This is a genomic window from Mycobacterium sp. NGS11 (assembly GCF_059813315.1).
On the sequence record NZ_JCALEJ010000053.1, the window covers coordinates 1 to 6,231 of the forward strand.

Here is a 6,231-nt window from a genome sequence, read left to right on the forward strand (position 1 = left end):
CTGCCAGTTGGGCATGTCGTTGGGTGCAGTTGTGGCTATAGCCCAAAAGGTGGCCTACGACGGGAGGGGGTATTTCGGCGACCAGGTTCTGCAGCGCGGAGTTGCGTGCTCCAAGCAGGTTGATACCTAGGGTGCGCAGCTTCAGCATCATGGTGTGGTGTTCGAGGTTCTTGCCGGCGCGGTGGCCGGGAAATAGCCAGGGGTTGGTCTTCAGGCCTCCAGCGGTCCGGAGGTTGGGTCGGTTGTGCAGGTGATCTTTGAGCATGCTGGCGAAGGGCTCGGGTATTGGAACAGGTTCGGCGCCAAGCGATATGCGTGTCTCGCCAGCGGCGATGACGATCGCGGCTGTCGGCAAGGCGACGATTTTGGCCACGGGCTGGGCGTAAAGCAGCAACAGTGTGCCGGCAACGCGGTAGGGCAGTGATTCGGCGTCCCCGTGGAGTAATTCCTTGATCCATGCCAGCCGCTGGTCTTGGGTGAGCAAGCGGGTGTCCTTAGCTTGTGGCGCGTCGAGCTGTAAGGCGGTATTGACCTTGCTCTTTGAGGCCCACACGACGAACGTGCGGATCTTGGTACGGGTTGTCGGTCCAGTGGCTAGCCACTCGTCGATGTCTTGCTGTCGGCAGGTCGCCGCGGTGCGGTGATGGTTCTCGTGCAACCAGCTGAGGAATTTGATTGTCTCGTTGATCTCTTGTCGGGCCGAATGTGTTGGTCCGTGGGAGCTTTGGCCCGAAGCAGAGGTTCGGCGTAGGCGCTGTAGGTGATGCCAGGTGGCGAATTGCTCGACGGGGGCTCGAACGGCTGGCTCGCAGATCGCTTCGAGTTTTGAGGCCAGCCAGGCCTGGAAACGGGCAAGGGGTTCGTCGCGTGGCGGGAGCAGGCCGTTGTGCTCGAGGAGGCTGCGCAGATGGGACACCTGTCTGCTCTGTCCGGCGGCGTCGAGACCGTCGTGGCTGAGTGGGATGTCCTCGCTGGCCAGGCCCAGCAGCAGGGCCCGAACGGTGGGGGAGCGTTTCCAGGTAAGGATGCTTTCGGGTCGGTCAACCCCGCAAAGGATTGTCACGATGGTCCCCATGGCGACTGGGTCGGCGGCGTCGTGGACCATCAGAGCGGTGAGGTCGTCGCGAAGCGCGCATCGAGCGCACTGCCCGCGGCGATACAGCTGACCTTCGGTGTGGCAGGTTGCGCATCGATAGTCGTCGGAGATACCGGGGCACGACAGGCATACCGGTCGAGGATCGGCTTGATTGACCCGACCGGGCAGCACGCCGTCGTGCCCACAAATGGGACAGATGCCATGAGTGCGCATCGCCGTGTAGAAGCAGCTGTGGCACAGTCGATCAGCGGGCCAGTTCACGCGCAACTGGTTGGCCATCCGGTGGCACCTAGTGCAGCACAAGGCGCCGTCGCGGACCGCGGGTCGTCCGCGACGTGCCGGCGGCCGGTCGGGATCAATCCTCATCGCGGATCACCCGGGCCCGGCGCGGACGCACCGACTTGTTCAGGTCAACCACATTCGGGCGCGCAGTCGTGGTGGACGAGGCGGCTTTCTTGCGGCGGACGTCGGTCGCGGTGATGGTGAGAAGATCCTCGACGCCGCATCCGAAGATGTCGCACAGGGCGGCCAGCAGGTGCAGTGACAACCGTTCAGGCCGTTGGTAAACGATGCGATACACCTGGGGCCGGGACAGCTCGATACCGCGTTCGGCGAGCCGCGGCATCAAGTCGGTGCTGTTGTGCATGCCGTGGGCGGCCATGATCTCCGGCAGCCGCCAGGCATAGTCGACATGACGCTTCACGAGTCCTCCTTGCTGGACGACAGTGCGTCGTTGATGGTGGAGTCCAACACCCGCCGCAACGTGCGGATGCGGAAATCGCTGGACACGCAGGTGTACAACGCCGTGGTGCTGGCGTGTTCATGGCCCAATTGGTCCTGCATTATCTTGAGTCGCTGGCCTATTCGGGGCTGCGACCTGCGGCGTTTCGTTGTGGACGTTGTCGTCGACGTTTGGGGTGGGGACATGGGGAGGCCTTTCAGCAGGGACCGATCGTTATCGAGCTGAGACGTTTCCGGGCGGTGTGAGTGGACGTGGTTTCGGTCGCGGTGCGCTGCTGGCCGAGCGCTCGGGCGAGCTGGTCTCGGAGCTTGCGGTTCTCCTCGGCCAGCGTGCGGTTGCGCTGGGTGGCGGCTTCGAGCCTGCGTAGCAGTGAGGCGTCCGAGGATCGTTGCCGCGCGGGGACCGGCGTCGCGGGTGCTCGACGGTGGGCAGCGCGAAGCCGTTCGATCTCGGCTCGGATGTCGGGTTGCGCGTAGAGCCAGGACCGAGACACCGCCGCCGCGTGAGCGACGGCCTCGAAGGTGACCGGACGGCCTTCGGCGTCGAGGGTCCTCAGGGTCTGGATCGCCTTGGCTCGGGTGAGTTCGTGGCGTTGTCGGGCGGCGACGATGAGGTGCCGGCTGTTGTCAGCCCGCATTAGCAGGCTCCAATTCCTCTGAACCGGAGTCGGTTTCGAGGGTGGTGATGATGGTGTCGAGGTTGCCGAGGACTTGTTGGTTCATCTCGACGAGGCGCAACTGTCCGCGTGCCTCGGCAGCGGAGATGATCTGCAGGACTTGCTGACGGTGTTCGTGGTGTTGCGGTAGGAACTCGGGCGTGGTCACGAACATCGGACAGGTCAGACAAGCATTGGCGTGTGGACAGGTCTTTTGTACTGGCAGCCCGCAGAAGCCGTTGGGCAGCGCTTGGGTCACGCGCCCGAGCCGTTGCTTGGCCCAGTTCGCTTCGGCCAGTGGGCCATCGGGGTCGATCGAAACGGTTTGGCCCTTGGCATCGACCTTTCGAGCGGACTCCCAGTGTCGGCGGACGGTGGCGTCGTGAAGGCGGGCGTAGTGGGCGGTCATCTCGCCGCTGGAGTGGTCCAGTAGCACCCGTACGACTTCTTGCGGGACGTCCCGGTTGATGAGCCGTGTTCCGAAGGTGTGGCGCCATTGGTGCGGTGTCAGGTGCACTGGGCGGCCGTGTTCGTCGCGGACGTCGCAGCGCTCCAGCCAGTCTCGTAGCCCGCCGCGGTAGGACTGCGTGGTCAGCGGCCGGTGGCCGTCGGGGTTCATCTTTGGGGCAGGGAACAAACATGAACTGCCGTCGCGCCATTGTTGGCGGATCCGCTGTTGTTGTTCGGCGATGGCCTTCTCGACTTCCTCGTCGATGGGGACGAGGGCTTCGCGTTTCATCTTGGCGTTGGTGTAGCGCAGGTAGGGGGCGCCGTCGCCGCCACGGATGACGCAGTCGAAGGCGATCTTGGTGGCGTCGCCGATGCGCAGGCCGCAGCGCATCAGAATCATTGTGAGTAGCCGACTCTCGGGGTTGTTCCACCTGTCCAGGTTCGCGGGCTGTTCGACCTGGGCCATGATGTACTCGGCCAACCCGCGGGGCAGGCGTTTGTCAGGCTTGGGGAAGTCATCGGGGTAGAACGCGGCACTGGCGGGCAGGTCGGCGTCCCACTCGTGGCGGCGGATCGCGTCGAGGAACGCACCCAACGAGCTGATGTCGCGACTTCGGGAGCGGAGTGCTCGGGAGTCGGTGGACAGGTCAGCAAGGTAGCGCTCCAACACCGCGCGGTTGATGCCGGCCAGGCGGGTGATGTTGACCGGCGGGGACGCCAAGAAGCCGGCCAAACGCGTCACCGCCTGAACGTCGATGTAGGCCTGGTTGGGGCTGCGTCCGATGCTCAACCGCCAGCGGGCGAACCGCTTGGCCAAGTCCCGGAGCCACGGTTGGGTAATCCCGTCGAACCGCAGTCGCTTGCGGCCCTCGACGCCGAGTCGGCGAAGCTCCCACACGTCGCGCGGGAATTCGGCCTCCCACCCGCTGCCGCAGTGCAGGTCCTCCAGACAGCGATAGGCGTAGCGCAGAAACGCCACCTGCCCGTTCTGGCCGTGTCGGGCAGCGTGATTGGCGTCGAAGAACTCGATCCAACGCGTCGTCGGCCACTCCAGCAGCGAGGCTACCCCGCTGGCGGCCACGATTGCGATAACCGCCCTCGCGATGCCAGCGGGGGTCTTGACCTGTCGTTCATCGTGTCGGCACTGCAGCGCGTACTGCATCTCCAATTTGAGCTGTCGGCGATCATCGAACGATCGGAAGTCGAACCGGTCATCGCCATAGGACTCGCAGAGCACGATGAACTCGTCGATGTCGGGACGTCTTGCCGCCTCCCACCGCGATCGGTGGTTGACGCAAAACGCCGAGCGTCCCTGTGTCCACAATGTGCAGTAGGACAACGCGCACACCGGATGATCGGGATCATGCACGAGCGGAACAGCGGCTATCCAGGCGGTACGGTCGCGCCGACTGGACCGTTCCCAAATTCCGTGATGGCGAACGCATAAGCCTCGTCGGGCAACACCGAAGCGGCAGCCCGCGACAGCGCAGGCCGTGAGCTCCTTGCGCCCGAGTCCCTCCGGGGACGCGATCGTGGCGAACACGTCGATGTCCGGGCGGCCTTCCTGTTGCCACGCGTTGTGGTGGCCTTTGCAGAGCCCGCGGATGCGTGGTTGACGGACGCAGCCCGGCACCCGGCACGGCGCGGTATCGAACATCAGCGCGCCCCGCTCGGGAACCAGGATGTCGGCCCGGAATTCCGGTCGAACAGCGGCCATGAGCATGCTCAGCAACCCCAAAGCCGTGGCGGCCGGCGTGGGTTCTGCTGTGGTCACCAGCGCACCTCCTGCCCAGTCAGGAAGCCGGCCGCCTCCAAAGCCCGGCGGGCGTCCTCGACGGACAGATGCCCGTAAATGTCCATCGTGGTCGCGATCGACGAATGCCCCAGCAGCGTGCTGACGACCTCGATCGGGGTGCTATTGCGGAGCAGTCGGGTGGCGTAGGTGTGCCGATACCAGTGGGGATCGAAGTCGGTGCCGGTGATCCGGCGCAGCCGCAACACCAGGTCGTAGACCGCGGGATAGCCCCACGGGTGCCCGAACGGCTCGCCCCACAGGTTGACGAACACATAGTCGGAGTCCAGGTCGCCGTATTCATCGTGCAGATAGTCGGCGTAGAGCCGGATGACCTCCGGGCCGACCGGGATGGTGCGTGGTGTCGCCGACTTGGCGCGCGCCCTGTTGTCGTTGGATCGCGGCGCGACCGTCAGCTCACCCTCGGCAGCGGCCACGTCCTCGTGACGCAGACCCAACGCCTCACCAATCCGAATCCCCGTGTCCCACAACAATGCCCATAGCAAGCGATCCCGCAGGTGGGTGCAGGCGTCGAGGATCGCCTGCACCTGCCCGACGGTCAGGATGGTCGGATGCCTGCGCGAGGTCCGAAGCTTGATCGTGCGCCGCCGCTCCGGCTCGCCCTTGCTCAGGTGGTAGAGGAACGGCTTCCATCCCGAGCGCCGCCGGCGGCCAGGGTGCAGTTCGGTGAGGAGATCACCCGGATCCGGCGACTGATCAACAGGATCAAAGGCGACATCGCCGAACTCGACGACACCGAGCGAACGCAGATCGACGACGCGGTCGCCATCATGCGTCGTCATCGTGCGGCCCACACGATCCCGCTCGGCATGCCCACCCTCGCCGCCACTGCACCCGCACCGGCAACCACCGCCTCGGAGGCCACCGCATGACCACAACCACCGACGCAACGTCGAATCACACACGCGCACACTCTATCTCGTCGAGCACACGCACCCGATCGATGCTCGACGGCCGTCACGACGACTCGATGCGCCGACGCCGGCGCGTGCTGGCCGCGATCGACCAAGCCGCAACCGCCGGCGACCCGCTCAGCGCGTCCGCGATCGCCCGCGCCGCCGCAGTCGACCGCACATTCCTCTACCGGCACCGCGACCTACTAGAGAAAATCCACGCGCTGCAAGCAGATCCAGTCCCCGACGAGCACACCGGCCCCGCGGTCACCCACGCCTCACTACAGGCCGACCTGCTCGCCGCCCACGAACGCGCAGCCCGGCTCGACGCACGCATCCGCCAACTCGAGCAGCGGCTCTCCCAAGCACTCGGCGAACACACCTGGCGTGAGTCCGGGCTTCGCGCCCCAACCGACATCGATGCACTCCACCAACGGATCACCCATCTCGAACAGCAGGTCATCGACCAACAACAACAACTCGACGAACGCGACGAAGACCTCGCCGCCGCCCGCGCCGCCAACCGTGAACTCATGGCCCGACTCAACGCGCCAGGCCGGCCCCGCTGAACGGCCAGTCGAC

At 65.4% G+C, this 6,231-nt stretch carries 7 protein-coding genes; 1 reads left to right on the plus strand and 6 read right to left on the minus strand.

All coding sequences use genetic code 11. The features are described 5' to 3' along the window. The 6 genes from AC5Y4T_RS25910 to AC5Y4T_RS25935 all read right to left on the minus strand — a co-directional run. The coding region (locus AC5Y4T_RS25910; protein ID WP_499956117.1) for a recombinase XerD at positions 1–1,375 on the minus strand (1,375 nt) is incomplete at its 3' end. A 76-nt stretch (positions 1,376–1,451) separates the two neighbouring features. Beyond that, positions 1,452–1,799, minus strand: a complete 348-nt coding sequence (locus AC5Y4T_RS25915) for a helix-turn-helix domain-containing protein (RefSeq protein ID WP_065119801.1) — start codon at positions 1,797–1,799, stop codon at positions 1,452–1,454. Next, entirely contained in the window at positions 1,796–1,939 is a 144-nt protein-coding gene (locus tag AC5Y4T_RS25920; RefSeq protein WP_162494284.1) for a hypothetical protein, read from the minus strand. Before AC5Y4T_RS25920 ends, AC5Y4T_RS25915 begins: the two co-directional genes overlap by 4 nt. A gap of 95 nt (positions 1,940–2,034) precedes the next feature. Then, positions 2,035–2,475: a DUF6262 family protein gene (locus AC5Y4T_RS25925; RefSeq protein WP_065119802.1), complete on the minus strand. Its 441-nt coding sequence runs from the start codon at positions 2,473–2,475 to the stop codon at positions 2,035–2,037. Then, the gene (locus AC5Y4T_RS25930; protein ID WP_232526921.1) at positions 2,465–4,717 is read right to left on the minus strand and encodes a tyrosine-type recombinase/integrase; all 2,253 of its coding nucleotides are present in this window, start codon (positions 4,715–4,717) and stop codon (positions 2,465–2,467) included. Before AC5Y4T_RS25930 ends, AC5Y4T_RS25925 begins: the two co-directional genes overlap by 11 nt. Further along, positions 4,714–5,538: a tyrosine-type recombinase/integrase gene (locus AC5Y4T_RS25935; protein WP_306454291.1), complete on the minus strand. Its 825-nt coding sequence runs from the start codon at positions 5,536–5,538 to the stop codon at positions 4,714–4,716. Before AC5Y4T_RS25935 ends, AC5Y4T_RS25930 begins: the two co-directional genes overlap by 4 nt. 161 nt (positions 5,539–5,699) lie before the next feature. On the opposite strand from AC5Y4T_RS25935, the gene AC5Y4T_RS25940 reads away from it, so the two are divergent. Further along, a complete protein-coding gene (locus tag AC5Y4T_RS25940) occupies positions 5,700–6,218 on the plus strand; it encodes a hypothetical protein (protein WP_072501205.1) in 519 nt (172 codons plus the stop codon). The last annotated feature ends 13 nt before the right edge of the window (positions 6,219–6,231 follow it).

What these genes read in the sequence shown, in the direction of transcription:
- AC5Y4T_RS25920 (WP_162494284.1), bottom strand. Translation starts at nt 1,939, where the DNA reads ATGCAGGACCAATTGGGCCATGAACACGCCAGCACCACGGCGTTGTAC.
- AC5Y4T_RS25925 (WP_065119802.1), bottom strand. Translation starts at nt 2,475, where the DNA reads ATGCGGGCTGACAACAGCCGGCACCTCATCGTCGCCGCCCGACAACGC.
- AC5Y4T_RS25935 (WP_306454291.1), bottom strand. Translation starts at nt 5,538, where the DNA reads ATGACGACGCATGATGGCGACCGCGTCGTCGATCTGCGTTCGCTCGGT.
- AC5Y4T_RS25940 (WP_072501205.1), top strand. Translation starts at nt 5,700, where the DNA reads ATGCTCGACGGCCGTCACGACGACTCGATGCGCCGACGCCGGCGCGTG.